Origin of the sequence: Klebsiella sp. D5A (assembly GCF_001620885.1) — a bacterium.
Classification (GTDB): domain Bacteria; phylum Pseudomonadota; class Gammaproteobacteria; order Enterobacterales; family Enterobacteriaceae; genus Klebsiella; species Klebsiella variicola.
Map to the genome: position 1 here is coordinate 330,449 of NZ_LOAR01000005.1, position 25,363 is coordinate 355,811.

The 25,363-nt window shown below is 58.1% G+C and carries 23 protein-coding genes; 14 read left to right on the plus strand and 9 right to left on the minus strand.

The genetic code is table 11. The annotated features are described in order from the left end of the window. Window positions 1–356 precede the first annotated feature (356 nt). The 4 genes from hslO to AS136_RS09450 are packed head-to-tail and all read right to left on the minus strand — an operon-like array spanning window position 357 to window position 4,531. Window positions 357–1,241, minus strand: a complete 885-nt coding sequence (gene hslO, locus AS136_RS09435; protein WP_008807007.1) for an Hsp33 family molecular chaperone HslO — start codon at window positions 1,239–1,241, stop codon at window positions 357–359. Between the two features lie 18 nt (window positions 1,242–1,259). Next, on the minus strand, window positions 1,260–1,661 hold the full coding sequence (gene hslR, locus AS136_RS09440) for a ribosome-associated heat shock protein Hsp15 (protein WP_008807008.1): 402 nt from the start codon (window positions 1,659–1,661) through the stop codon (window positions 1,260–1,262). Further along, window positions 1,658–2,341 (minus strand): GMP/IMP nucleotidase, encoded by a 684-nt coding sequence (gene yrfG, locus AS136_RS09445; protein ID WP_004181456.1) that lies wholly within the window; start codon window positions 2,339–2,341, stop codon window positions 1,658–1,660. The genes hslR and yrfG overlap by 4 nt, the downstream gene beginning before the upstream one ends. A gap of 60 nt (window positions 2,342–2,401) precedes the next feature. Further along, complete coding sequence (locus tag AS136_RS09450) at window positions 2,402–4,531, minus strand: intracellular growth attenuator family protein (protein ID WP_016161902.1); 2,130 nt, start codon at window positions 4,529–4,531, stop codon at window positions 2,402–2,404. Between the two features lie 319 nt (window positions 4,532–4,850). Between AS136_RS09450 and nudE the strand changes: the two genes are divergently transcribed. Further along, the gene (gene nudE / locus AS136_RS09455; protein WP_012967138.1) at window positions 4,851–5,411 is read left to right on the plus strand and encodes an ADP compounds hydrolase NudE; all 561 of its coding nucleotides are present in this window, start codon (window positions 4,851–4,853) and stop codon (window positions 5,409–5,411) included. Between the two features lie 53 nt (window positions 5,412–5,464). Here the strand turns inward: nudE and mrcA are convergent, their stop codons facing one another. Next, on the minus strand, window positions 5,465–8,023 hold the full coding sequence (mrcA, locus tag AS136_RS09460) for a peptidoglycan glycosyltransferase/peptidoglycan DD-transpeptidase MrcA (protein WP_008807011.1): 2,559 nt from the start codon (window positions 8,021–8,023) through the stop codon (window positions 5,465–5,467). A gap of 118 nt (window positions 8,024–8,141) precedes the next feature. On the opposite strand from mrcA, the gene AS136_RS09465 reads away from it, so the two are divergent. The 12 genes from AS136_RS09465 to trpS all read left to right on the plus strand — a co-directional run bounded on the left by AS136_RS09465 (window position 8,142) and on the right by trpS (window position 18,092). Beyond that, on the plus strand, window positions 8,142–8,942 hold the full coding sequence (locus AS136_RS09465; protein ID WP_012967139.1) for a type IV pilus biogenesis protein PilM: 801 nt from the start codon (window positions 8,142–8,144) through the stop codon (window positions 8,940–8,942). Beyond that, window positions 8,926–9,459 (plus strand): PilN domain-containing protein, encoded by a 534-nt coding sequence (locus AS136_RS09470; RefSeq protein ID WP_012540413.1) that lies wholly within the window; start codon window positions 8,926–8,928, stop codon window positions 9,457–9,459. Before AS136_RS09465 ends, AS136_RS09470 begins: the two co-directional genes overlap by 17 nt. Next, complete coding sequence (locus AS136_RS09475; RefSeq protein WP_023323339.1) at window positions 9,449–9,877, plus strand: HofO family protein; 429 nt, start codon at window positions 9,449–9,451, stop codon at window positions 9,875–9,877. The genes AS136_RS09470 and AS136_RS09475 overlap by 11 nt, the downstream gene beginning before the upstream one ends. Next, the gene (locus AS136_RS09480; protein WP_023323338.1) at window positions 9,867–10,247 is read left to right on the plus strand and encodes a HofP DNA utilization family protein; all 381 of its coding nucleotides are present in this window, start codon (window positions 9,867–9,869) and stop codon (window positions 10,245–10,247) included. The genes AS136_RS09475 and AS136_RS09480 overlap by 11 nt, the downstream gene beginning before the upstream one ends. Then, the gene (gene hofQ / locus AS136_RS09485) at window positions 10,183–11,424 is read left to right on the plus strand and encodes a DNA uptake porin HofQ (RefSeq protein ID WP_032739009.1); all 1,242 of its coding nucleotides are present in this window, start codon (window positions 10,183–10,185) and stop codon (window positions 11,422–11,424) included. Before AS136_RS09480 ends, hofQ begins: the two co-directional genes overlap by 65 nt. A 270-nt stretch (window positions 11,425–11,694) precedes the next feature. After that, window positions 11,695–12,216, plus strand: a complete 522-nt coding sequence (aroK, locus tag AS136_RS09490) for a shikimate kinase AroK (RefSeq protein ID WP_002920267.1) — start codon at window positions 11,695–11,697, stop codon at window positions 12,214–12,216. A gap of 55 nt (window positions 12,217–12,271) precedes the next feature. Continuing rightward, on the plus strand, window positions 12,272–13,366 hold the full coding sequence (gene aroB, locus AS136_RS09495) for a 3-dehydroquinate synthase (protein WP_008807017.1): 1,095 nt from the start codon (window positions 12,272–12,274) through the stop codon (window positions 13,364–13,366). An 84-nt stretch (window positions 13,367–13,450) separates the two neighbouring features. Further along, complete coding sequence (damX, locus tag AS136_RS09500; RefSeq protein WP_032739008.1) at window positions 13,451–14,740, plus strand: cell division protein DamX; 1,290 nt, start codon at window positions 13,451–13,453, stop codon at window positions 14,738–14,740. Window positions 14,741–14,818: 78 nt separating this feature from the next. After that, window positions 14,819–15,646 carry an adenine-specific DNA-methyltransferase gene (gene dam / locus AS136_RS09505; RefSeq protein WP_008807019.1) on the plus strand — a complete coding sequence of 276 codons (828 nt, stop codon included), beginning with the start codon at window positions 14,819–14,821 and terminating at the stop codon, window positions 15,644–15,646. 17 nt (window positions 15,647–15,663) lie between these two features. Beyond that, window positions 15,664–16,341 (plus strand): ribulose-phosphate 3-epimerase, encoded by a 678-nt coding sequence (gene rpe / locus AS136_RS09510; RefSeq protein ID WP_008807020.1) that lies wholly within the window; start codon window positions 15,664–15,666, stop codon window positions 16,339–16,341. After that, the gene (gph, locus tag AS136_RS09515) at window positions 16,334–17,095 is read left to right on the plus strand and encodes a phosphoglycolate phosphatase (protein ID WP_012540418.1); all 762 of its coding nucleotides are present in this window, start codon (window positions 16,334–16,336) and stop codon (window positions 17,093–17,095) included. The genes rpe and gph overlap by 8 nt, the downstream gene beginning before the upstream one ends. Continuing rightward, window positions 17,088–18,092 (plus strand): tryptophan--tRNA ligase, encoded by a 1,005-nt coding sequence (gene trpS / locus AS136_RS09520; protein WP_008807022.1) that lies wholly within the window; start codon window positions 17,088–17,090, stop codon window positions 18,090–18,092. Before gph ends, trpS begins: the two co-directional genes overlap by 8 nt. Window positions 18,093–18,167: 75 nt before the next feature. Here the strand turns inward: trpS and cysG are convergent, their stop codons facing one another. The 3 genes from cysG to nirB all read right to left on the minus strand — a co-directional run bounded on the left by cysG (window position 18,168) and on the right by nirB (window position 22,560). Continuing rightward, on the minus strand, window positions 18,168–19,541 hold the full coding sequence (gene cysG, locus AS136_RS09525) for a siroheme synthase CysG (protein WP_012967144.1): 1,374 nt from the start codon (window positions 19,539–19,541) through the stop codon (window positions 18,168–18,170). A gap of 152 nt (window positions 19,542–19,693) precedes the next feature. After that, window positions 19,694–20,020, minus strand: a complete 327-nt coding sequence (gene nirD / locus AS136_RS09530) for a nitrite reductase small subunit NirD (RefSeq protein ID WP_012540420.1) — start codon at window positions 20,018–20,020, stop codon at window positions 19,694–19,696. Beyond that, window positions 20,017–22,560: a nitrite reductase large subunit NirB gene (gene nirB / locus AS136_RS09535; RefSeq protein WP_063266755.1), complete on the minus strand. Its 2,544-nt coding sequence runs from the start codon at window positions 22,558–22,560 to the stop codon at window positions 20,017–20,019. Before nirB ends, nirD begins: the two co-directional genes overlap by 4 nt. 238 nt (window positions 22,561–22,798) lie before the next feature. On the opposite strand from nirB, the gene AS136_RS09540 reads away from it, so the two are divergent. Beyond that, window positions 22,799–24,121, plus strand: a complete 1,323-nt coding sequence (locus AS136_RS09540) for a cytosine deaminase (RefSeq protein WP_008807026.1) — start codon at window positions 22,799–22,801, stop codon at window positions 24,119–24,121. On the opposite strand, the gene tsgA is transcribed toward AS136_RS09540, so the two are convergent. Beyond that, entirely contained in the window at window positions 24,118–25,305 is a 1,188-nt protein-coding gene (gene tsgA / locus AS136_RS09545) for an MFS transporter TsgA (protein WP_002920240.1), read from the minus strand. The genes AS136_RS09540 and tsgA overlap by 4 nt on opposite strands. Window positions 25,306–25,363 lie beyond the last annotated feature (58 nt).

Here is a 25,363-nt window from a genome sequence, read left to right on the forward strand (position 1 = left end):
ACTGCTCCTTAGCCAAGATGTACTGCTGTAAATTGTAGGGTTTCTTACCGGGTATTGACCGCGACCAGGCTCATAGATTTACGTATCTCGACATTCCTCAGAATGACGAAAAAAACGGTGACTCCTGTCACGAAGTGAAGTGGATTATCTCAGGAAATGGACGGATGTTGGGGGTAGATGTTTATTAATGGTTAAAAAGTAATTAAAAAAACTACTGAATTGTGAATGTAATCGCTTTCCTGGAATAAAATTACGTAACTCTTTCAGGGAAAATCGATTCAACTCGTGAATAAATAAAAGTCAGGCACAAGGCGACGAACAACATCGCCACCCTGTACCTGTGGAAGACGCGGGGATTAATGGACCTGTGGGTCGGCCGGAGAGGCGTTATTACGGATCTCGGCAATATCCATGGCATTGAAGATATAGTGGTTACCGCAGTAGTCGCAGTGCATATCAATCTCGCCTTCATCGGCGAGGATGCTATCTATCTCTTCATCCGGCAGGGTCTTCAGCGCGCCAGCGCAGCGTTCACGAGAACACGTACATTTGAACTCGACGCTCTGCGGCTCGTAGACCGTGACCTCTTCCTCATGGTACAGGCGCCACAGCACATCGTTCGCCGGCAGGGTGAACAGCTCTTCCGCCTTGATGGTCTCGGTGAGCGTCGCCAGGTGCTCGAAGTCGGTCGTCTGGGTATCCTGCGCCGGCATCACCTGCAGCAGCATCCCACCGGCCATCGGCTGACCTTCATGTTCCCCGGTGCGAATGATGAGGCGCGTCGGCAGCTGCTCTGAACGCTGGAAGTAATCTTCCAGGCAGGCGGCCAGCGTATCGCCTTCCAGACCGACCACACCCTGATAACGTTCACCCTCTTTCGGGGAGATGGTAATGACCAGATAGCCGTTGCCGACCATCGTTTTCAGATCCGCATCGTCCGCAATATCGCCCTGCACGCGCGCGACGCCGCGCAACTGCTGCTGGTTATTGCCGTTGATCACCGCCAGCTGTAAAGGGCCATCGCCCTGCAGCTGAACGGTAATATCACCAGCAAACTTCAGCGTCGCGGTCAGCAGGCTGGTGGCGACCAGCAGCTCCGCCAGCACCGTTTTCACCGGCTGTGGATAGGTGTGATTCGCCAGAATCTGTTCCAGGGTTTCCGACACCGTCACCAGCTCGCCGCGTACGGCATAGTTTTCAAACAGATAACGATGTAATTGATCGTGTTGAGTCATAATCATCTCTCTTTCTGGCGCGAGTTACTCACTCTCGCCGTGTTTAAATCTCATCAGGTCGCGGCGCTCTTTCTTGTCCGGACGTCTGTCAGGGTGCGGCATGGTCAGGGCGTTCATTTTGCGCGCCAGGGCCACTTTTTCACGCTTCTCGATACTTTCCGCCGTCTCTTCATACAGGGCGACGGCTTCACTTGCCGGGCGGCGCTGTTCGGTAATACCGACAATCCGTACCGTACGCTCGTCATTGCCCTGGCGCAGCGTCAGCATGGCGTCCAGCTCGACAATTTTCCCGGGTTTGCTGCGTTGTCCGTTGTAATGCACCTTGCCGCCTTCAATCATCTCCCGCGCCAGCGCGCGGGTCTTGTAAAAGCGGGCGGCCCAAAGCCATTTGTCCAGTCTGACGGTTTCGCTGGGCTTCTCTTTCATCGCCTCTCCTTCGGGGTAAGCGAAGGGATCAGTCGCCGGTAATCATTCAATCCTGGGTGGCGCAGATACTGCTTTTCCGCCAGCCCGGAGTCGGGATTGGTAATGCCCAGGCAGTAACGAATGCCAAATTCCCTCGCGGCATCCAGAATCGCCTCGCTGTCGTCGACAAACAGCGTTTTATGGGCCTCAAGGCCAGTCTCCTCCGCCACGGCGCGCCACAGGCGCTGATCCTCTTTCGGATAACCAAATGTGTGGGTGGAAAGTAATAAATCAAGGTGCGCATCCAGGCCGGTGTGTTTGAGCTTCACCGCCAGATTGTGGGGATGGGCATTGGTCAACAGAATGCGTCGCTTACCGCAGGCCTTGAGCGCATCAAGGAACGGCACCGTATCCTCGCGCAGCGTGGCGCGCGGACCCTGTTCGCTGGTCATCGCACAAATATCCAAACCCAGGCGCTCGCTCCAGTAATCCAGACAGTACCAGTTTAGCGTATGCTGCACGGCGTGATACTCCTGGCGCATGGCGTCTTTCGCCTCCTGCAGATTGAGGCCGCGGGCGGCTCCCCAGGTTTCAGGCACCAGCGTTTGCCAGAAATAGTTGTCGAAAGCGAGGTCCAGGAGCGTGCCGTCCATATCCAGCAGAACGGTATCGACCTCCTGCCAGGCGATATCAAAATGCATGATGACTCTCCAGCGAGCAGAAAATGGGCGACAGGGTATCATACCCTGTCGCCGGGAAAATTAATCTTGCGGGTCAGACGCGGGGAGCAGTACCGGGTTCAGGCAGCTTTCGTAATATTTCTGAATCTCTTCCATACGCTGGCGATGGCGTTGATAACGACGCAGCGCCTGTACGCCGTGGTAAGCCATGCATCCCAGCATCGACAACAGCAGCAGCGTAATGCCCAGATAGCGCCACAGTCCGCTGCGGTCGGGGATGCGGTGCAGATTGATATGCTGGGTGCCGTTGGCGTCGGTAAACAGATTGGTGACGATCCCTTCGGCGTGGAAAGGGGTATGCATGAGCATACCGGCCAGTCGCCGCAGCTCGCTCCACTGCTCATGTGCCGGATAATCATACAGGCTCACCGCCGGCCACGGCTGATTGACCAGCACGCTGCCTTCATCGCTGGCGATCAAGAAACCGCCGGGCGCCGGGCTGTTTAGCGCCTGCGCGGCTCGCGAAGTTTCACGCATTACAAAGGGGGCGGTGGAAGTGGTCACCAGATTCTCCAGCGACTCCGCGCTGACCGGGCGCAGCAGCACGTTCACGCCGTCCAGTTTTCCGGCGGTGGCGCGCTTGGTCAGCGCCTCCCAGTTACGGGTATTTCCGAGGTTGACCAGCGCATTCTTCAGGCGCAGGCAGTCATCCTTTGCCGAGCAGAGATCGTTGGTTTTCAGGACGATATCGCCGAAATCATCCAGCAGCACCATGCCTGATTTCTGAATCGCGGAGCGCAGCGCCGGGCTGACGCGGGAGTCATCGTCGGTTTCCGGGTGCAGCTGGCGCTGGACGGACTGCATCAGGGCGGTCGCTTTGCTGACAATATCAGACTCCGGCAGCGGCAGAGGAGGGGCGTCGTTCCATACAATCTGTGAACAATCGAAAGGCAGGAACGGCGAATCCTCTTTGGCCGACCAGCTACCCGGCGTACGGATATTACACATCCCGGTGCCTGTCAGGCGCAGCGTATCGCCAATGCGCACATGGGCTTTTGCCAGCTGGTCGACGGTTGTCGCTTCAATCGTCTGGGCGCCCTTCAACCACGACAGGGTGAACTTAAACGGCATATTTAGCGGTACGCTGACCCACAGCATGATCACCACTACCAGCGCGCCGGCGGCGATAATCGCGCTGCGCAGCCAGTACTGTAGTGGGAAGTTTTTCACTTCATCATGGAGCGACAGGTAGCGTCCCTGGCGGGCCACGTGACGGTTGAGATAGATATCAATATCGGTCTGCTGTCCCAGGTCCTGGGCGATCCATGGCTGCCAGTGGCGCGGATAGATGAGATCGATAATACCCAGCGAGATGTTATTGATATGTTCCTGATCGTTTTCGCCAAACAGACCCCAGCGTTTGGGAACGCCCCGCAGGCAGTGAATTTCGCGCAACGCGGCGCGGCGCGGCGGGGCATAGATCCCCCCCACGCCAGCGGCGAGAAGCAGTACCCCCGCGGCCACCAGCCAGGGGGTAAAAACGGCTGGCCCAATCAGGCTGAAATAAAAGAACAGAAAGGAGGCGACAATCAGGATCGCTTCGCGCAGCCCATCCGGCCGGTTGAGGGCGTGTTCTTCCCGACTTTCCCGACGGATCTGCCGTAGCTCTACCTGTTCGCTCTCTTCGCCGCGAATGGAGGCCTGGGTGGCCGATGCGCGTTCCAGGGCGTAGCTTTGCGCCTCCTGACGATAGTCGCTCAGGCTATGTCCGTTAAGGGTGATAACCAGCGGCAGGCTGTCGGTTGGGATCAGCTCAACGCTGTTTTCGTCGTTGATATGCTGTTCCCAGAACGGCGGCAGATGGACTTCCACCGAATCGAGAAAGTAGCGCCATTTATTCGGCGCGTCGGTAGTGATCCCGTAGCGAGTGATGGCTCGCGTCACCGCGTAGACCGTATCACTCTGTTCATTCAGCGCCAAAGCGACGGGCGCGGTCGTTGCGCCGGACGCCGGGACCTGCAGGGTGCGACTGAGCTCCGCAAGATACTTTTCGATAGCCTGACGCTCATCGGCAGGAAGCGGCCGCGTAGTGGCGTCGCTAAAGGCGTGCAGTAGAGGAAGGCGTCGGCGTCTGGCGTGAGCGCGGTACCACCATCCGATGAGCAATACGCAGATTAGCAGAGCTGTAAGGAAAATCAGAAAGGTGCCCATGCCCATCCCATCATAGTTATTTTTTCTTACGATATCGTCGGTGAACGTGAAGACTAACGTCAAGCTGCAGTGTTAGTGGCGCACCTGGTTACAGGGTAGTGAATATGTCATGCAGCAACGTATAAGCTTACCAAAAACGTTAATGCGCAGAAATCGGTAAATTCTCAAACAGAATTCAAGCTATTGACTTTTTTATCTTTATTACTTTCCCCTTTGCCGGTAAAAGGTTACAACTCTGTAAATAAGTAGCGATTTGGATTGCCGAAAGCGTGTTGCGTATCGCACAATGACTGCTTAATCACAGCATAGACCGATGACAATGAGCAAATCATTACAAAAACCCACCATTCTCAATGTTGAAACTGTCGCCCGTTCGCGCCTCTTTAATGTCGAAAGCGTCGATCTGGAATTCAGCAACGGTGTGCGTCGCGTTTATGAACGTATGCGGCCATCCACCCGTGAAGCGGTGATGATTGTGCCGATTGTTGATGATCACATTATTTTGATTCGCGAGTATGCCGTCGGCACGGAATCCTACGAACTGGGTTTCTCCAAAGGGCTGATTGACCCGGGTGAAACCGTGGATGAAGCAGCGAATCGCGAGCTGAAAGAAGAGGTTGGCTTTGGCGCCAATAAGCTGACGTTTCTGAAGAAGCTCAGTATGGCCCCCTCTTACTTCTCCAGCAAAATGAATATCCTGGTGGCGGAAGACCTCTATCCTGAGTCACTGCCGGGCGATGAACCTGAGCCGCTGCCGCAGGTGCGCTGGCCGCTGGCGCAGCTGATGTCGCTGCTGGATGAAGAAGATTTTAACGAAGCCCGTAACGTCAGCGCGCTGTTTTTGGTGCGCGAGTGGCTGCTGGCTCAGGGCCGACTCTGAGAGAAAGCGCGCCGTTAGCAGCAATAAAAAAGCGCCCGCAGGCGCTTTTTTTGTCAGAACAGTTCGTGGGTTTCACCACCGCCGTCAGTCAGGGTGGTGCCCACCTCATGGACCGCCTGCTGCGTGGGCTGGGTTCCTTCAATGAAGTATTCCGCGCGGCTGTTGCCCCCGTTAGCCAACTGACCAGTGCTGCGGTCGATATTCACCGTGACGATCCCCGGCGGCGGGGTTAACGGCTCTTCCGGCACCCCCTCCAGCACGCTCTTCATAAAGCTGTCCCAGGCCGGCTGGGCACTTTTAGCACCGCCCTCATAGCCGGAGATCTGATCTTTAATCGCCCCGGAGGCGGTGGTGCGGCCAAGATCGCGACGATGATCGTCAAAGCCGATCCATACCGAAGTCACTACACCTGGGCCGTAGCCTGAGAACCAGGCATCCTTCGAGCTGTTGGTGGTCCCGGTTTTCCCGCCGATGTCATGCCGCTGCAGATCGCGTCCGGCACGCCAGCCGGTTCCCATCCAGCCCGGTTCGCCAAAGATGTTGCTGTTCAGTGCGCTTTTTATCAGGAACGACAGCGGCGTGTTAATCACATGCGGCGCGTATTCCTGGGCGCCGCTCTGTGCAACCAGCGACTGGTTGGCCTGCTCCAGCTGCGGCTGTGGCGGCACGTTGCCGTTCTGCGGTTCCGTCGAGGTGGCGACATCTTCCACATCTTTATTTTCCAGCACGTTGGATTTTGGCGTATCACCGTAAATGACCGGTAAATCACACTGCGGGCAGGCGATTTTCGGACGTTCTTCGAAGAGAACGCCGCCCTGATCATTCTCAATCTTACTGATAAAGAACGGGTTGACCAGGAAGCCGCCGTTGGCCATCACCGAATATCCGCGGGCAACCTGCAGGGGCGTAAAGGAGGCGGAGCCCAGGGCCAGCGATTCTGTGTGGACAATGTTTTGCGCCGGGAAGCCAAAGCGCTGCAGATACTCGGCGGCATAGTCAACGCCCATGGCGCGCATAGCGCGCACCATCACCACGTTTTTCGACTGTCCAAGCCCCTGGCGTAAACGAATCGGACCGGCATACTGCGGCGGCGAGTTCTTCGGCCGCCAGTCGGATCCTGCGCCTGCGTCCCAGCGCGAGATCGGCACATCGTTGAGCATACTGGCCAGCGTTAAGCCTTTATCCATCGCGGCGGTATAGAGGAACGGCTTAATGTTGGAGCCGACCTGACGCAGCGCCTGAGTGGCGCGGTTGAACTTGCTCTGGTTAAAGTCAAACCCGCCGACGAGAGCAATAATCGCGCCGTTTTGCGGATTAATGGAGACCAGCGCTGAGTTGACGTCCGGGACCTGTGACAGCCACCAGCCGTCAGCCACTTTACGAACCCAGATCTGCTGCCCGGCCTGCAGGACGTCGTTGACTTTACGCGGGGTCGCCCCCTGCTGCGTATCCGAGATAAAGCGCCGGGCCCAGCGCACGCCGTCCATCGTCAGAGAAACCGAGTCGCCGTTAGCCAACAGCGCGACGGCCTCCTGGGCATTCGCGGAAGTGACCACCGCCGGGAAAAGCGGGCCGTAGCCAGACTGACGCTTCAGCGAGTCGATGATTTTCTTCGTCTCCCACGGCGTTTCACCGACTTTCCACAGCACGCTGGCCGGGCCGCGGTAGCCGTGACGCATATCGTAATCCAGCACGTTATTGCGTACCGCCTGCTGGGCTGCCTGCTGATTCTTGCGAGTAATGGTGGTGTAAACCCGGTAGCCATCTTCATAGGCCTGCTCGCCGTAGCGATTCACCATCTCCTGGCGCACCATTTCGCTCAGGTAAGGGGCGGAGAAAGCGATTTTCGGCGCGTGATAGCTTGCGTCGATCGCTTCGCTGCGCGCCTCATCATATTGCGCCTGGGTGATGTACCCCTCGCTCAACATACGCGACAGCACCACGTTGCGACGGGCGGTCGCGCGATCCATGGAATAGAGCGGGTTAAAGGTAGAAGGCGCTTTCGGCAGACCGGCAATCACCGCCATCTCACTCAGGGTCAACTGGTCGATAGGTTTGCCAAAATAGACCTGCGCCGCGGCGCCGACGCCATAGGCGCGGTAGCCGAGGTAGATCTTGTTCAGATACAGCTCAAGGATTTCATCTTTGTTCAGCAACTGCTCGATGCGGATAGCCAGAAAGGCCTCTTTAATCTTACGCATCAACGTCTTCTCGGGGCTGAGGAAGAAGTTACGTGCTAACTGCTGGGTGATGGTGCTGGCGCCCTGGGAGGCATGGCCTGAAAACATCGCCACGCTGGCGGCGCGGAAAATACCCACCGGATCGACGCCGTGGTGCTCATAGAAACGGCTGTCTTCAGTGGCGATAAACGCTTTCACCAGCTCGGGGGGAATTTGCTGCAGCGTCACAGGGATACGGCGTTTTTCGCCATATTGCGCAATAAGCTCACCGTCGGCGCTATAGACCTGCATCGGGATCTGCAAACGCACATCCTTCAGGGTTGCGACGTCGGGGAGTTGCGGCTCTATGTATTTGTAGAGGCCAAAAATCGAGCCTGCTCCCAGCAGTACGCAACAGACTGCAAGGATCAATAGATACTTTACGAACTTCACCGGTGTTTTCCCATTTAGTTTTATTTGGGCAGTTTATAAACAAACGCGCGGTAGTATAAAGGCAAGCCAGGTGCATTGATATAGCCGGACAGTTTTGCCGGATAAGGAGATCGTAAGCATGGCTTTCAGAAACTGGCGGATCGGGATGCATATCCAGCAGGATAGCATCGCCATTGTCGCGCTATTGCATGAACGCTCACACTGGGCGCTGCGCCGCTGGTGGCGTATTCCGCTGCCGCCAGGCCTGGTACGGCAGGGGATGGTGGTGGACGTCAGCGCCCTTGGCGCACAGCTTAGCGCCTGGCGGCGGGAGCTACCGGTGCAGCATCAGGTCAGTATCGCTTTCCCCGCCGTTCGCACGCTGCAAAAGCGCCTGCCTTATCCCCAGTTCGCCCTGCGGGATCGTGAACAGGCGACGTGGATAGCCAGCGCGATGACCCAGCAACTGGCGATGCCCGCCGCCTCCTTAAGCATTGATTATGCTCCCACCTCGCGGGATGACGGTTGGCAGGTCACGGCGGCGCAGCGGCTGGACATCAATGTCCTGCGGGCGCTGGCAGGACGGCTACGACTGCGGGTAGCGGCCATCGTGCCGGATGCCAGCGCGCTCGGCGCGTTTGTCCCCTTGCTGAACCCGCAGTCGCAGGGCCTCGCGTGGCGGGATGAAAATCACTGGCTATGGGCGACGCAGGAGGCCTGGGGTTGTGTCACCTGCGATGAGGTGAAGTCGTTAAGCCAGCTGGCGGAGCAGCTTCAGGTTCCTTTGCGTCTGTGCGCTGACGCTGGCGACGAGGCCAGCAACTTAGATGTCTGGCAGGTCATTCACCGCCGGCAGCCTCCTCTGCCGGTCGATGGCGATCGCTACGCTATCGCCCTTGGGCTGGCGCTGGGGAGTGAACACCATGACGCATGCCGTTAATCTTCTCCCCTGGCGCGACCTGCGGCGGCGCCAGCGCCTGCGCTTCATCCTGCTGATTGCTACCGGCATTATGCTGCTGGGATTGATGATCCTGCAGGTATGTCGCACGGTCCGTCTGCAGCATCTCGCCCTGGCGACACTCCACGCGACGGCCGACGCGCAGTTGCTCGCCTCGCTTAAACAGCGCGAGCTTCCAATGCGCGAGGCGTGGCAGCAGCACCAGCGTCATCGTCAACAGCAACGGCGTAGAGCGGCGATCGCCGCCTGGCAACCCAGGCTGCTGGCGCTGGCGGCAGATCTGCCCGCGCAGGCGTGGCTGACGCGGCTGGATTACCAGGGCGCGGTTCTGACCGTGAACGGCCTGGCCCTCAACCTTCAGGCGCTGGCCGGACTGGAGCGCATTCTGACCAATGTGGCGGGATTCGCGCCGGCAAAAGCGGGCGGAACGCAGCGCGACGCCGAGGGACGCTGGCAGTTCAGTTTTACCCTTGCAGAAGAGCGTGCCGATGTGGATTAGCAGCCGGCGCAGCCAGGCGGTGCTGCTGACCCTGTTCGCGATGGGGGGGCTGGGCTTCGGCGTTACGCTCTGGTGCGCTGACGGGCCGCCGCTGGCGGCAGTGTCCCGCGACCCCGTCCTGCAGATGCAATGGCGTCGGGTGATGGCATTGCGCATACCCGCCGGTGAAATCCCAGTGGAGGGCATCGACAAGCAGCCGTTTTCGCCGATAGCCATTCCGCTTGCCGGGGTGAAGCTTATCGCCTGGCGACCTCAGGGAAGCGGGGGCGAGATGGAGCTGACCCTGCCCTGGCAGACGCTGCCCGCGTTTTTTTCCTGGCTGGCGCGCTGCGGGATGAACCCGCGATCGTTCTCGCTGGAGCGTGAGGCGCAGGTGCTCCGCCTGCGTTTGCAACTGGAGGCGGAAGATGGGACGTAAACGCTGGGCTTTACTGTGGCTGCCGCTGTCGCTGCTGGCGGCCGAGCGCGATCCTTTTCAGCCGGTAGAGGATCCCTGCCGCACGGCACAACTATCACAATGGCGCTATGGCGGCGCGGCCGGGGATGGCGCAGGCTGGACGGGGTTTCTGCAGGACGGGAGCGGCAAATGGCGGCGGGTGCGCATGGATGATCAATTGCCCACGGGCTGGCGGGTGAGCCGGCTGACGACCGGCGAGCTGGAGATCGTCACGCCTGCGGGGTGTGAACCGCCAGCGTGGCGCTGGCAACGTGAAGGGAAACAATATGATGCGATGGATAAGCCTACTGCTTCTGCTGCTGCCGCTGGCGGCGCCCGCCGCCCGAAATGAAAAGACAATTTCGCTAGTGGTTGATGACGCGCCGGTGGCTCATGTGCTGCAAGCGCTGGCCGAAATGAACCACAAGAACCTTGTTGTGGCGCCGGACGTTAGCGGTACGCTCTCCCTGCATCTGCAAACGGTCCCCTGGACCCAGGCGCTGCGGGCGGTGGCGGATAGCGCAGGCCTCTCTTTGCAACAGCAGGGGACGGTCATCTACGCGCATACCCAGGCCTGGCAAAAGGCGAATCAGGCGCAGCGTGAAGCGGAACAGGAGAAACGCCTGCAGAACCTGCCCCTGCAGGCCGAGAACGTGACCCTGCACTATGCCGATGCCGAGGAGCTGGCTAAAACGGGCGGTAAGTTGCTGAGCGCCAGGGGGCACCTGATGGCGGACAAACGGACCAACCGGCTGCTGATCCGCGATGATGCCCGGCATCTGCCGGCATTGAAAGACTGGGCGCAGGAGATGGATTTGCCCGTCGGACAGGTGGAGCTGGCCGCTCATATCGTGTCGATGAGCGAAACCAGCCTTCGCGAGCTGGGGGTGAAGTGGCGGCTGGCGGAGGCCGGAGGCTCGCCGGGATCAGGACAAATCACCACCCTGAGCAGCGATATGTCGGTGAACGATGCCAGCACCCGTGCGGGGTTTAACATCGGTAAGATTAACGGTCGCTTACTCGAACTGGAACTTTCCGCGCTGGAGCGCAAGCAGCAGGTCGATATTATCGCCAGCCCTCGTTTGCTGGCCTCGCATATGCAGCCCGCCAGCATCAAGCAGGGGAGCGAGATCCCCTATCAGGTTTCCAGCGGTGAAAGCGGCGCCACGTCGGTGGAGTTTAAAGAGGCCGTGCTGGGCATGGAGGTGACGCCGACGGTGCTGCAGCAGGGAAGAGTGCGGCTGAAGCTGAGGATCAGCGAAAATACGCCGGGTCAGGTGCTGAAGCAGGATAATGGCGAGGCGCTGGCCATCGATAAACAGGAGATAGAAACCCTGGTGGAAGTTCGCAGCGGCGAGACGTTAGCGTTGGGCGGCATCTTTTCGCAGAAAAACAAAACCGCCCGCGACAGCGTCCCGCTGCTTGGCGATATCCCGGTGCTGGGGCGTCTGTTTCGTCGCGACGGGAAAGATAATGAACGCCGTGAACTGGTTGTCTTTATTACGCCACGGATTCTGGCGGTACGTTAAGCAGGTTTTTCATGCTAAACACGTTTCAGGTGTTTGACGTGAGGACGGATTTAGCATACAAGGGGTACCGATTTGAGAGTCGGGTACGACATCAATCCTCCCTTTATTGTCCGGCGATTTTATTCAGTTGCCAAACCAGCCGGAGTATTGAGATAATTTTTAGTCTGACTCTCGCTCTATTGCATATGAGGTTTCAGTTCATGCCCTGCGGCGCTGGGTGTCTGCGAAGCGGGTTTATCATTAACGAATAGTCTTAGTAGTACCGAAAAAATGGCAGAGAAACGCAATATCTTTCTGGTTGGGCCTATGGGTGCCGGCAAAAGCACTATTGGGCGCCAGTTAGCCCAACAGCTCAACATGGAATTTTACGATTCCGATCAAGAAATTGAGAAACGCACTGGCGCTGATGTGGGCTGGGTCTTCGATGTTGAAGGCGAAGAAGGCTTCCGCGACCGTGAAGAAAAAATTATCAATGAGTTGACGGAAAAACAGGGGATTGTGCTGGCGACTGGCGGCGGCTCTGTAAAATCCCGTGAAACGCGTAACCGTCTCTCCGCCCGCGGCGTGGTGGTCTACCTGGAAACGACAATCGAGAAGCAGTTGGCCCGTACGCAGCGCGATAAAAAGCGTCCTTTGCTACAAGTCGATGCGCCGCCTCGTGAAGTGCTGGAAGCGCTGGCTGACGAGCGTAACCCGCTGTATGAAGAGATCGCCGATGTGACTATCCGCACAGACGATCAGAGTGCGAAAGTCGTCGCGAACCAGATTATTCATATGCTGGAAAGCAATTGATTCTGGCTTAATAAAAGTGCGTCAGAGTAAAAGTCACTGAGGTGGACGTCGCGTTATGGAGAGGCTTACTGTTACCCTCGGGGAACGTAGTTACCCGATTACCATCGCGGCTGGTTTGTTTAACGATCCAGCTTCCTTCCTGCCACTCAAGTCGGGCGACCAGGCTATGCTGGTCACCAACGAAACGCTGGCGCCGCTTTATCTGGATACCGTCCGCTCTGTGCTGGAGCAGGCAGGGGTCAACGTTGACAGCGTGATCCTGCCCGATGGCGAGCAGTATAAAAGCCTGGCGGTGATGGATACTGTTTTTACCGCGCTGTTGCAAAAACCGCATGGCCGCGACACCACGCTGGTGGCGCTTGGCGGTGGCGTAATCGGTGATTTAACCGGTTTCGCCGCGGCAAGCTATCAGCGCGGGGTGCGTTTTATCCAGGTCCCTACCACTCTGCTGTCACAGGTCGATTCGTCGGTCGGCGGCAAAACCGCAGTGAACCATCCTCTCGGCAAAAATATGATTGGCGCCTTCTGGCAGCCGGTTTCGGTGGTGGTTGATCTTAACTGTCTGAAGACCCTCCCGGCGCGTGAACTCGCTTCCGGACTGGCTGAGGTCATCAAGTACGGTGTGATCCTCGACGGCGAATTCTTCAGCTGGCTGGAAAACAACATTGATGCGCTGCTGGCGCTGGATGAAAAAGCGATGGCGTACTGTATTCGCCGTTGCTGTGAGCTGAAAGCGGAAGTTGTGGCTGCCGACGAGCGTGAAACCGGGTTACGTGCTTTACTCAATCTTGGACATACCTTCGGCCATGCTATCGAGGCGGAAATGGGCTACGGTAACTGGCTGCACGGCGAAGCGGTGGCGGCAGGTATGGTGATGGCGGCGCATACGTCCGAACGGCTGGGGCAGTTCCGCGCGCAGGATACACAGCGCATTATCGATCTGCTCAAGCGTGCAGGCTTACCGGTACGCGGCCCGCAGGAGATGAGTGCGCAGGCGTATTTGCCCCATATGATGCGCGATAAAAAAGTACTGGCGGGCGACATGCGGCTGGTGCTCCCGCTCGCAATAGGAAGCAGCGAGCTGCGCGGCGGAGTGCCGCATGATGTGGTTCTTGGCGCGATTGCTGATACTCAGCAGGCGCAACAATAAGAAGGTCTGGCCGCGTTCGCGCGGCGTTATCATTTCGGGTGATGTGCAATAATCGTGAGCATAAGCCTTTTAGTGGGGTGTTAAATGGATGATTTCAAACCAGAAGACGATATGAAAGCCGATCGCAACGATCGTCGTGCTGGTCGTTCCCGTCAGTCTTCCGAGCGTGATGCCGATCCGCAGATCAATTTTGACGACGTCGATCTTGATGCCGATGAAGGCCGTCCGACGCGCGCCGGTAAGGCCCGTCGCGAGCGTGAAGAGGAAGAGTTCGAAGAAGAACTGGATGCGGAAGACGAGGAACTGCTCGAAGAGCAGCCTGTAGAGCGTCGTCCGCGCAAGCGTAAAAAAGCGCCGGCCAAACCTGCCTCCCGTCAGTACATCATGATGGGCGTGGGGATTCTGGTGCTGCTGCTGTTAATCGTGGGTATTGGTTCTGCGCTGAAATCGCCATCCTCGTCCAGCCAGCAGACCGCTTCCGGCGAGAAGAGCATTAATTTGTCTGACGATCAGTCCACCAGCACGCCTGCTGCCGGTCAGGATCAGACTGCTGCTGTCAACACCACCCCACAGCAGGACGTAACGGTTCCGCCTATTGCCGCGAACCCGACGCAGGGCCAGGCAGTATCAGAGCCGCAGGGCCAGCAGCGTATTGAAGTTCAGGGCGATCTGAACAATGCGCTGACCCAGCAGCAGGGCCAGCTGGACGGCGCCGTGGCTAACTCGACGCTGCCAACTGAACCGGCAACCGTCGCGCCGATCCGTAATGGCGCCAATAGCACTGCGGCGCCGCGCCAGGCGACCGAGCGTCAGACGGCTGCAACGCCGCGTCCGGCAGAGCGTAAGCACACCGTTATCGAAGCGAAGCCGCAGACGAAGCCTCAGGCCGTGGCAAAAGCGCCGGTAGAAACGAAGCCGGTTCAGCCGAAGCATGTTGAAAGCGCGGCGACTACCGCCCCGGCGAAAACCACCGTAACCGAAAGCAAACCGGTGGCAACAGCGCAGAGCAAACCGGTAGCAACAGCGTCCACCACCACTGCCGCGCCAGCCGCAACGGCAGCGCCAGCCGCGAAGAGCGGTAAAACGGCAGGTGACGTGAGCTCAATGAAATCTGCGCCGTCGGGTAACTATACCCTGCAGCTCAGCAGCTCCTCTAACTACGACAACCTGAACAACTGGGCGAAGAAAGAGAAGCTGGATAGATATGTTGTCTATGAAACGTCGCGTAACGGCCAACCGTGGTACGTGCTGGTGAGCGGTATCTATGCTTCGAAAGAAGAAGCGAAACGCGCTGTCACCTCGCTGCCGGCGGACGTGCAGGCGAAAAATCCATGGGCAAAACCACTGCATCAGGTACAGGCTGACCTGAAATAATGCCGTGGGGTAGTCTTAAGCGCAGGATGCTGTCGGAGCTTTCTCCACAGCCGGAGAACGTGTAATTAGTTAGGCAGCATGAAAAAGAATCGCGCTTTTCTGAAGTGGGCAGGGGGGAAGTACCCCCTGCTTGACGATATTAAAAAGCATTTGCCGGAAGGCGAGTGCTTAATCGAGCCCTTTGTGGGCGCCGGGTCGGTATTTCTCAATACCGACTTTTCTCGTTATATCCTCGCGGATATCAACAGTGACTTAATTGGCCTGTACAACATCGTTAAATTGCGTACCGACGAATACGTCGCCGCTGCGCGTGAGATGTTTGTCCCGGAAAACAACGTCGCTGAGCGCTACTACCAGTATCGTGATGAATTCAACCAAAGCCAGGATCCGCTGCGTCGCGCGGTGCTGTTCCTGTATCTGAATCGCCACGGCTACAACGGCCTGTGTCGCTACAATCTGCGCGGCGAGTTTAATGTGCCGTTTGGCCGCTATAAAAAGCCCTATTTCCCCGAGGCAGAGCTCTATCATTTCGCCGAGAAAGCGCAAAACGCCGAGTTTTACTGCGAATCGTATGAAGAGTGCATGCAACGTGCAGATAGCCGCGCGGTGGTATATTGCGATCCACCCTATGCGCCGCTGACGGCGACGGCGAACTTTACCGCCTACCACACCAACAGCTTCAATCTGGAACAACAGGTACTGCTGGCGCAAAAGGCGGAATCGCTGATGAAAAAGCGGATCCCGGTGCTGATTTCCAACCACCGCACACCGTTGACGCAGGAATGGTATAAAAACGCGGCAGAAACACATATTGTGAAGGTTCGGCGCAGCATCAGCAGCAACGGTGGTACGCGTAAAAAGGTGGATGAGCTGTTAGCGCTCTACCGTCCGCCTAAGACCAAATAAATTTCAAGGAGATGCGGATGAAGCAGTATTTGATTGCCCCTTCGATTCTGTCAGCTGATTTTGCCCGTCTGGGTGAGGATACCGCGAAGGCGCTGGCGGCGGGTGCGGATGTCGTGCACTTCGACGTCATGGACAACCACTACGTGCCGAATCTGACGATTGGCCCGATGGTGCTGAAGTCGCTGCGCAATTACGGTATTACCGCGCCAATCGACGTCCACCTGATGGTAAAGCCGGTCGACCGCATCATTCCTGATTTTGCCGAAGCCGGCGCCAGCATCATCACCTTCCATCCTGAAGCCTCCGAACACGTCGATCGCAGCCTGCAGCTGATTAAAGAGCACGGCTGTAAAGCGGGCCTGGTGTTTAACCCGGCGACGTCCCTGAGCTACCTCGATTACGTGATGGATAAGCTGGACGTGATCCTGCTGATGTCGGTTAACCCGGGCTTTGGCGGCCAGTCCTTTATTCCCCAGACGCTGGATAAACTGCGTGAAGTACGCCAGCGCATCGATGCTTCTGGCTACGATATTCGCCTGGAAGTGGATGGCGGCGTGAAAGCCAGCAATATTGGCGAAATCGCCGCGGCGGGTGCGGATATGTTTGTTGCCGGTTCGGCGATCTTCGGTCAGCCGGACTACAAGAAAGTGATTGATCAAATGCGTAGTGAATTAGCGAAGGTGAGTCATGGATAAATTACAGGCGATCCGCGGCATCGCGTTTGATCTCGACGGCACGCTGGTGGACAGTGCGCCGGGTCTAACCTCGGCGGTTGATAACGCCCTCTACGCCCTGGAGTTGCCGGTGGCGGGAGAAGAACGCGTTGTCACCTGGATCGGCAACGGCGCCGATGTCCTGATGGAGCGGGCGCTGACCTGGGCTCGTCAGGAGCGTGCGACGTTACGGGCGGCGATGGGTAAGCCTTCCGTCGACGATCATGATATTCCGCAAGACGAACAGCTGCGCATTTTGCGTAAACTGTTTGATCGCTATTACGCCGAAACGGCGGAAGAGGGTAGCTTCCTGTTCCCGGCGGTGGCCGATACGCTCGGCGCGCTGCATGCCAAAGGCCTGCCGCTGGCGCTGGTCACCAATAAGCCGACGCCGTTTGTCGCCCCGCTGCTGGACGCGCTCGATATCGCGAAATATTTTACCGTGGTGATTGGCGGCGATGACGTGCAGAACAAAAAGCCGCATCCGGAACCGCTGCTGCTGGTAGCGGAAAAGCTCTCTCTGGCTCCTGCCGAGCTGCTGTTCGTCGGCGATTCGCGCAATGATATTCAGGCGGCCAAAGCGGCAGGCTGCTGCTCTGTCGGCCTGACCTACGGTTATAACTATGGCGAACCGCTTGCGCTGAGCGAGCCGGACTATCTCTTCGACCAGTTTAATGAACTCTTACCCGCTCTCGGGTTACCGCACAGTGAAACTCAGGAATTGAAACATGACTAAGCCCATCGTTTTTAGTGGCGCACAGCCCTCAGGTGAACTGACCATTGGCAACTACATGGGTGCGCTGCGTCAGTGGGTAAACATGCAGGACGATTACCACTGCATCTATTGCATCGTGGACCAGCACGCCATTACCGTGCGTCAGGATCCGCAGCAGCTGCGCAAGGCGACGCTGGATACCCTGGCGCTGTATCTGGCCTGCGGCATCGATCCGCAGAAAAGCACTATCTTCGTTCAGTCGCACGTGCCGGAACACGCCCAGTTAGGCTGGGCGCTGAACTGCTACACCTATTTCGGCGAACTGAGCCGCATGACCCAGTTTAAAGACAAGTCCGCGCGCTACGCGGAGAACATCAACGCCGGTCTGTTTGATTACCCGGTACTGATGGCCGCTGACATTCTGCTGTATCAGACCAACCAGGTTCCGGTAGGGGAAGATCAGAAACAGCACCTGGAACTGAGCCGCGATATCGCCCAGCGTTTTAACGCCATCTATGGCGATGTCTTTAAAGTGCCTGAGCCGTTTATTCCGAAGTCCGGCGCACGCGTGATGTCGCTGCTGGAGCCGACCAGAAAGATGTCCAAGTCCGACGACAACCGCAACAACGTCATCGGCCTGCTGGAAGATCCGAAATCGGTGGTCAAGAAGATCAAACGCGCGGTGACCGACTCCGACGAGCCGCCGGTGGTACGCTACGACCTGAAAGAAAAAGCGGGTGTCTCCAACCTGCTGGATATCCTCTCCGCGGTCACCGGGAAAACCATTCCTGAGCTGGAGCAGCATTTTGAAGGCAAAATGTATGGCCACCTGAAAGGTGAAGTCGCTGAAGCGGTGTCGGGTATGCTGACTGAGCTGCAGGAGCGCTATCACCGTTTCCGTAACGACGAAGCGTTTCTCAACCAGGTAATGAAAGACGGCGCAGAGAAAGCCAGCGCGCGCGCTTCTCAGACCCTGAAAGCGGTATACGAAGCGATTGGTTTTGTCGCCAGGCCGTAAGCGACGCAACAGCTAAAAAGGCGGGATATTATCCCGCTTTTTTTATGTCTGTCGTCCACGCGGGGGAGGCGAAGGTTAGTGGTTCGAGAACCAGTTCAGTTTATCCCGCAGGCCAACCACGCGACCGACGATGATCAGCGCCGGACTAGCCATCTGCTGCGCCAGGATATCCAGTTGCCCTAAGGTGCCGCTGACCACTTTTTGCGACACGGCGGTGCCGTTCTCGACGATGGCGGCGGGCATATCTTCAGCCATGCCGTGAGCAATGAGCTTCTCGCGGATCGCCGGCGCCTGGTTCAGACCCATGTAGAACACCAGGGTTTGCTTCTCCACCGCCAGGTTCGCCCAGTCCAGCTCGCCGCCGGTTTTCAGGTGGCCGGTGACCAGGCGGACGCCCTGGGCGAAATCGCGGTGTGTTAACGGGATCCCCGAGTAGGCGGAGCAGCCGGAGGCGGCGGTGATGCCTGGAACAACGGAGAAGGGGATGCCCGCCTCACAAAGGGTTTCCAGCTCTTCCCCTCCGCGGCCAAAGATAAAGGGATCGCCGCCTTTCAGCCGGACCACGCGTTTTCCTTTTTGCGCTTCACGCAGCAGGATCTGGTTGATCTCCTCCTGCGGGACGCAGTGGTAGCCAGAACGTTTGCCGACGAACACCCGGTCGGCATCGCGACGCACCAGATTCATGATGTCGTCGGAAACCAGCCGGTCATAAACCACCACGTCAGCCTGCTGGATCTGCTGCAGACCTTTGAGCGTGAGCAGCCCGGCGTCACCGGGACCGGCGCCAACCAGGACGACCTCGCCGCGATGCTCCAACGGCTCCGTCAGTAGCTGCTCGGTGGTATCCGCCACCGCCTGCCGATCGTCATTGGCCAGCGACTGCGCCAGCCGGTCGTTCACAAACAGCTTCTCCCAAAAGCGGCGGCGTTCGCCCACGCTGGCAAACTGCTGCTTAACGCGCGCGCGCAGATGGCCGGCATAGCGGGCCAGCTGGCCGAGATGCAGGGGTAAGACTGACTCCAGCTTCTCGCGCAGCAGGCGCGCCAGCACCGGCGATGTCCCGCCCGAAGAGACGGCGACCATCAGCGGCGAGCGGTCGATGATGGACGGCATAATAAAGCTGGCCTGGCGCGGGGCATCCACCACGTTACAGAAGATACGCCGCGCTTCGGCTGCATCGCTGACCTGCTGGTTCACCGTCTCATTATCGGTAGCGGCAATGGCCAGCCAGCAGGTGTCCAGCAGCGAGGGGATAAACTCCCCCTGCACCAGGGTTAGCATCTGTGAATCGGCCCACACCTGAAACTGCGGGGTGAAGTCGAGCGCATTGACCGTGACGTTTGCGCCAGCATCCAGTAGCAGACGGGCCTTGCGTTCGGCGACATCCCCGCCGCCAACCAGTAAACAATCCCGCTGGCGCAACTGGCAGAATATGGGTAAGTGATCCACAGAATAACCTCATGAAAATAAGGGGTAGAAAATGCGTGGTCGTAGAATAGCAGCAAAGGTAATACAAAACATGCGACTTATCCCGCACTCATGCGTTGTCGGTCAGAAGTGTTGCTTATGTCTCCCCCCGTAGCCGGGGGGAGGAAGAGGACTTACGCTTTAAGCTGCACCTGGCCGTCTTTCACCCGGGCGTCGAAGCGGGCGATGGAGTGGCTGGCATCTTCCATGCACAGGCCGTCGCTCAGGCGGAAGCGCTGCTTTTTCAGCGGGCTGGCAACCCATAGCGCGCCGTCATGTTCGGCGATAATCCCGCGAGACAGCACGCTGGCGTTGAAGAACGGGTCAATGTTGCTGATGGCGAATACCCTGTCGTCCTGGTAGGGACGGAAGACTGCCACCTGCTGCTGGCCGAGCAGCGCGCAGACGCCGGTGGCCGGCAGGATGTCGTCAATTTTGCAGATGTTTACCCACTGGCTCATACGTTTTCCTCCACCAGCGTGACCGGGATGCGCTCATAGGGCGTGGCCGGGCGGTGCTGGTCACGTTCCGGCACCACCTGTACGTTCGGGTCGCGCTGGTCGCTGTTGATAAAGTGTTTGAAGCGGGTCTGCGCCGCCGGGTTGTTGACGGTTTCGGTCCACTCGCAGGCGAAGGCGGCGCGCAGGCGAGCCAGCTCCTCTTCCAGATGGTCGTTCAGGCCCAGCTTGTCATCGATGATGACGCTGCGCAGATAGTCGATGCCGCCTTCCATGTTGTCCAGCCACGGCGCGGTGCGGGTCAGCTTATCGGCGGTGCGGATGTAGAACATCATAAAGCGGTCGAGATACTTAATCAGCGTCTCGCGATCAAGGTCCGCGGCCAGCAGATCGGCGTGGCGCGGCTTCATCCCGCCATTACCGCACACGTACAGGTTCCAGCCTTTCTCGGTGGCGATGATCCCCACGTCTTTGCCCTGGGCCTCCGCACATTCGCGGGTGCAGCCGGAGACGCCGAACTTCATTTTGTGCGGGGTGCGGATGCCTTTGTAGCGGTTTTCCAGTTCCACGCCGAAGCCGACGCTGTCGCCGACCCCGTAGCGGCACCAGGTGCTACCGACGCAGGTTTTCGCCATCCGCAGCGCTTTGGCGTAGGCGTGGCCGGTTTCGAAGCCCGCTTCAATCAGCTGACGCCAGATCTCCGGCAGGTCGTCTTTCTGCGCGCCAAACAGGCCGATGCGCTGGGAGCCGGTGATTTTGGTGTACAGATTGAATTCACGCGCGATGCGGCCCACGGCGACCAGCCCTTCCGGCGTGATTTCGCCGCCAGCGGAGCGCGGGATCACCGAGTAGGTGCCATCTTTCTGAATGTTGGCAAGGAAGTTGTCGTTGGTGTCCTGCAGCGGCGTGTGCTGCGGTTTGAGGATGTACTCATTCCAGCAGGAGGCCAGTAGAGAGCCGACGGTCGGCTTACAGATCTCGCAGCCATAACCCTGACCGTGTTTTTCCAGCAGTTCGTCGAAGGTTTTAATGCCTTCCACGCGGATCAGGTGGAACAGCTCCTGGCGGGAGTAAGCGAAGTGTTCACACAGGTTGTTGTTGACCTCGATGCCCTGTTTCGCCAGCTCGGCGTTGAGCACCTGGGTGACCAGCGGAATACACCCCCCGCAGCCGGTACCGGCTTTGGTTTCCGCTTTCAGCGCCGCGACGGTGTGGCAGCCTTTGTTGATGGCGGCGATCAGGTCGCCTTTGCTGACGTCAAAGCAGGAACAAATCTGCGCGCTGTCCGGCAGTTTATCGACGCCGATCGACGGCTTGCCGCTGCCGGCGTGGGCCGGGAGGATCAGCGAATCCGGATTTTCCGGCAACTCAATAGCGTTGAGCACCAGCTGCAGCAGGTTGCCGTAATCGCTGGTGTCGCCGACCAGTACCGCGCCGAGCAGGGTCTTGTTGTCTTTGCTGACGATAAGACGTTTGTAGACTTCTTTGCTTTCGTCGAGATAGACGTAGCTGCGGGCGCCCGGCGTACGGCCGTGGGCATCGCCGATCCCGCCCACATCCACGCCCAGCAGCTTCAGCTTGGCGCTGAGGTCGGCGCCGGTGAAGCTGTTTTCACTGCCGAGGAGATGGTCGACGGCCACCTCGGCCATTTTGTAGCCCGGCGCGACGAGGCCATACACGCGGTTGTTCCAGCTGGCGCATTCCCCGATGGCGTAGATGTCCGGGTCGGAAGTCTGGCAACTATCGTTGACCATGATGCCGTCGCGCTGGGCGACTGCCAGCCCGCACTGGGTGGCCAGCTTATCGCGCGGGCGGATCCCGGTTGAGAAGACGATGAAATCGACCTGCAGCTCGCTACCGTCGGCGAAGTGCATGGTTTTACGCGCCTCGGTGCCCTGCTGGACGATCTCTTTGGTATTTTTACTGGTGTGAACTTTCACGCCCATGCTTTCAATTTTGCGCCGCAGCTGCTCGCCGCCCATCTGGTCGAGCTGCTCGGCCATCAGCATCGGCGCGAACTCGATCACGTGGGTTTCCACGCCGAGGTTTTTCAGGGCGCCTGCGGCTTCCAGGCCAAGGAGGCCGCCGCCGACCACCGCGCCGCGTTTGCTGCGACGGGCGCAGGATTCAATCGCGTTAAGATCTTCAATGGTGCGATAAACGAAGCAATCCTGAGTTTCCGCGCCTTTAATCGGCGGGATCCAGGGGTATGAGCCGGTCGCCATAATCAGCTTGTCGTAGAACACGGTGCGCCCGGCGCTGGAGTGGATCACCTTCTCCTGGCGGTTAATAGTGATCGCCCGTTCGCCGACCAGCACCTTGACGCCGTGTTTCTCATAGAAACCTTCGCGCACCAGCGACAGCTCTTCTGCGGTATGGTGGGAGAAATAAGACGACAGGTGGACACGGTCGTAGGCGATACGCGGTTCTTCACAGAACACGGTAATGTCGAACTGTCCGGCAGGCGCCTTATCGAGAAGCTCTTCGATAAAGCGATGGCCAACCATGCCGTTACCGATGATAGCGATTCTGACTTTGCTCATTTTTGCCTCGATTTCTTTTCTATTACCGCCTACCTTAACGATTCAGCCATCAGGCTTATTGATGCAAATCAATGACAACTTCACCTACCACTTAATGGGTATATAATTGATTTGTCTGTATTTTTCTAAGTTATGGAAAACGCTGGCTTTTCCTTTTTGCTGATTTTGTGTACAAGAATTGGATGGGCCGCGATTGGGGTTGGGCAGAAAACTAGCCATATTGAATGGAGAAGGTGATATGACAGCAGCGCCGCTTTGGTTAATTCAGAACGTACGCCTGGCAGACCGCGACGGCCTGTGGCAAATAGCGATTGATAAGGGCCGCTTTGGCGAGATCACGCCGATGGGCGAGGCGCGCGACGAAAGCTACGAGGTGTTGAACGCTCGCGGCGGGCTGGCGATCCCGCCTTTTATTGAGCCGCATATCCACCTGGATACCACCCAGACGGCCGGCGAGCCGCACTGGAACCAGTCCGGCACCCTGTTCGAGGGGATTGAGCGCTGGGCGGAGCGAAAAGCGCTGCTCAGCCATGAGGACGTCAAAGCCCGGGCGTGGAAAACCCTGAAGTGGCAGATCGCCAATGGCGTGCAGTTTGTCCGCACTCATGTCGACGTCTCCGATCCCACATTAACGGCGCTGAAGGCGATGCTGGAGGTCAAACGGGAGGTCGCGCCATGGGTCGAGTTGCAGATAGTTGCTTTTCCACAGGAGGGGATCCTCTCTTACCCCAACGGCGAAGCGCTGCTGGAGGAGGCCCTCAAGCTGGGGGCGGATGTTGTTGGGGCCATCCCGCATTTTGAGTTCACCCGTGAATATGGGGTGGAGTCGCTGCATATCGCCTTCCGGCTGGCGCAAAAATATGATCGCCCGCTGGATATTCACTGCGATGAAATTGACGATGAACAGTCGCGCTTTGTTGAAACCGTTGCCGCGCTGGCGTTAAAGGCGGGGATAGGGGCGCGGGTGACGGCCAGCCATACCACCGCCATGCACTCCTATAATGGCGCTTATACCTCGCGCCTGTTCCGCCTGCTTAAGCTCTCCGGTATCAACTTTGTCGCCAATCCGCTGGTGAATATTCATCTGCAGGGCCGGTTTGATGACTATCCGAAGCGACGGGGGATTACCCGAGTGAAGGAGCTGATGGCGGCGGGGATCAATGTGTGCTTTGGTCATGATGACGTCTTTGACCCGTGGTATCCGCTGGGGACCGGCAATATGCTGCAGGTCCTGCATATGGGGCTGCACGTCTGCCAGCTGATGGGCTACCAGCAGATCAACGACGGCCTGAAGCTTATCACCGACAACAGCGCCCGCACATTTGGCCTGGAGGATTACGGCATAGTCAGCGGCAACCCGGCTAACCTGATCATTCTCCCGGCGGAGAATGGCTTTGAGGCCGTCCGCTGCCAGGTGCCTGTGCGCTGGTCAATTCGCCAGGGAAGGGTGATCGCGACCACCCAGCTGGCGCAAACCTGGATCCAGACCGACCGCGGTGGCGAGGAGCTCTCTTTTATGAGGAACAGCCCCCTTGCGGACGCAAAGGGGCCGAAGGCTTAGTGAGACGCCGCCTGAGCGTTGTTCTGGCGGTGACGGGAGACGAAGCCGAGGATAAAGCACATCACGAATACCACGGCATAGAGGCCGTTAGCGGTGTGCAGCGCTGCCAGTGGACCGCTGGCAGCCACAATCGGGCCGGTGACCACGAAAGTGAGCATGGTGCCGATGGTGCCGCAGGTGAGGATAAAGTTCACCAGCTTCGGCGAAGCGACCCGCGTCTGCTGCGAGCCGAGCGTAATGATCGAGGTGTAGATGGCGCTGGAGAAGAAGCCCAGGGTCAGAATAAACCACGGCATATGCTCCGGGGAACCATTGATAAACAGATACATCAGCACCGTCGCGAGCCCGGCGAGGACGGTTAAGATACGCTGCAGGTCGAAGAAGCGCAGGATGAAGCTGAATGACCACATGCCGATCATGTAGGACATCCAGAAATCGCTCACCAGTTTACCGGCATCCCCGAGGCTCATGCCCAGGCTCTTCGCATATTCCGGTACCCAGGAGATAAAGCCCAGCTGACCGAGGATGTAGCACAGCGCCGCAACGGAGAGGAACAGCACGCCGATGCCCCACTTCTCTTTCACTACCGGCTGGCTGTTTTCGCTCTGCGCTTTTTTGCCCAACACCGGAAAATCACAGCCGAAAGTCAGGACGAAAATGGCGACATACACCAGACCAATACAGGCGTAGACCCAGTACCACTCGATGCTGCGCGCCAGCAGGACGGCGGCGACCATCGGGAAAATCATTCCCGCCATGCTAAAGAAGGAGTCGGTAAACAGCAGACGCGCTCCGCGCTGACGGCCTTCATACATATGGGTGATCAGGAAGGTCCCGATCGACATGGTGATCCCGCTCACCAGGCCGAGAACGAACATCGACGCGGAAAACAGCGCCAGGCTGTGGCTGAGCATCAGGCCGGCCACCGCCAGCACCATCAGAATAAAGCCAAAGCGCAGCTGAGTTTTCAGCGGCACGATTTCCATCAGCCAGGCATTGAGGAAGATTGAGATCAGAATACCGGCGTTCAGAAAGGTAAAGGTGTTGCTCATACTGGAAACGGGCAGATGGAAATAATCCGCAATGTTACCCATCACCATCCCGGTGACGATCACCAACGCGCCGGTCAGGGCGTAGGAGAAGAAGCTGATCCATGTGAGCTTAATACGGTTGCTGTTAGTCATGACTGGCCTGTGAATAGAAAGGTAAAGCGCGTTGACGCTGCGCGGGGCGGACAGATTT